Source organism: Paraburkholderia sp. BR14320 (assembly GCF_040948665.1).
GTDB classification, from domain to species: domain Bacteria; phylum Pseudomonadota; class Gammaproteobacteria; order Burkholderiales; family Burkholderiaceae; genus Paraburkholderia; species Paraburkholderia youngii.
On sequence record NZ_JBFPKG010000192.1, the window covers coordinates 1 to 1,228 of the forward strand.

A 1,228-nucleotide genomic window follows, 5' to 3' on the forward strand; every position below is an offset into this window, starting at 1 on the left:
TGACGCTCCTATGTCAAGAAGCGCGGGCCGAATCGGCCAAGTCGGCCAGAATGAGCGGGTACAACTCCCTGACGATATAGCGCTTCAGGCAGCGGTGAATTTCCTTGTTCGACATGCCTTCCTTGGTTCGTCGCTCGACGTACGCCCGGGTTCTCGGATCACTGCGCATGCGCACCATGGCGATGGTCCACAGGGCGTTGTTTGCAGCACGGTCGCCTCCACGGTTCAGGCGATGCCGGACCGTTTTGCCAGAGGATGCTTGCAATGGGCTCGTGCCACAAAGCGCGGCGAGTGCAGCATCGCTTTTCAAGCGTTCCGGATTGTCGCCTGCAACGGCAACAAGCACAGCCGCCGTTTGAGGCCCAACGCCGAATCGTTCTCGAAGCCGTCTGGCATGCTTGAGGGTCAGGCGTTCGAGCATCGCGTCGAGCGTCTTGAGCTCTTCCGCGAGCGCGAGGTAGCGCTTTGCCAGCAAGCGCAACGTGGTTGCCAGAGTCTGCAACATAGGCGTATCACCCAACGAGCGCAGCCGTGCGCAGCTAGCAACGCATTCGGCAGTCTTTGTCTTCAGAAGACGCTCGCGGATGTCCTGCGGCGCGCTCACCAGCAAGGCCCGCAACTGATTGATCGCCTGCGTCTTGGCCTTGACGGCGCTACGACGAGCAACGGAAACAGTTCGCATCGCTTCGGCCGCTCCAGATTGCTCTTTGGGAATCGCCGTTGCTTTTTCGGCGAGGACCGCTCGCGCAGCGTTTTCCGCATCGGTCGGATCGGACTTTCCGCGCGATCGACGCGCAGCCCGATCAGGACGATTGACCTCCAGCACTTCGATCTCGTGATCGCGCAACACACGGGCAAGGCCTGCGCCATAGGTGCCGGTTCCTTCAACGCCAGCGCGGCGCAGATGACCAAGAGAATTTGCCCAGGTCAGCAGCTTGAGATATCCCGCCGTTTCGGCAGTCACCGACAGGGTTCCGAGGAGCTTCCCCGTTTCGCTGATTACTGCACCGACATGCGTATCGAGATGCGTGTCGACGCCAAGAATGACTTCGTGTTGTTCCATGCGTGTTTCCGTCGAAGTGGGCGCATCGCCAACCCCATTCGCTGGACAGGACACTCACGGTGCAGGACAAAGCTCCTATCAGGTCACAAACGCTGGGCCCGGCAACGCTCGGGGAACGCCGGAGCCCGATCGACAGGTCAACGCCAAGGCAGCTCGGCCAATCCC

General features: G+C 60.8%; 1 protein-coding gene. It reads right to left on the reverse strand.

Annotation, left to right across the window (positions count from 1 at the left end; genetic code table 11):
• Positions 1 to 13: 13 nt before the first annotated feature.
• A complete protein-coding gene (locus AB3X89_RS39770; RefSeq protein ID WP_368587999.1) occupies positions 14 to 1,063 on the reverse strand; it encodes an IS110 family transposase in 1,050 nt (349 codons plus the stop codon).
• Between the last annotated feature and the right edge of the window lie 165 nt (positions 1,064 to 1,228).

Bases quoted from the DNA above. Each gene is read 5' to 3' on its own strand.
- AB3X89_RS39770 (WP_368587999.1), bottom strand. From the start codon at position 1,063: ATGGAACAACACGAAGTCATTCTTGGCGTCGACACGCATCTCGATACG.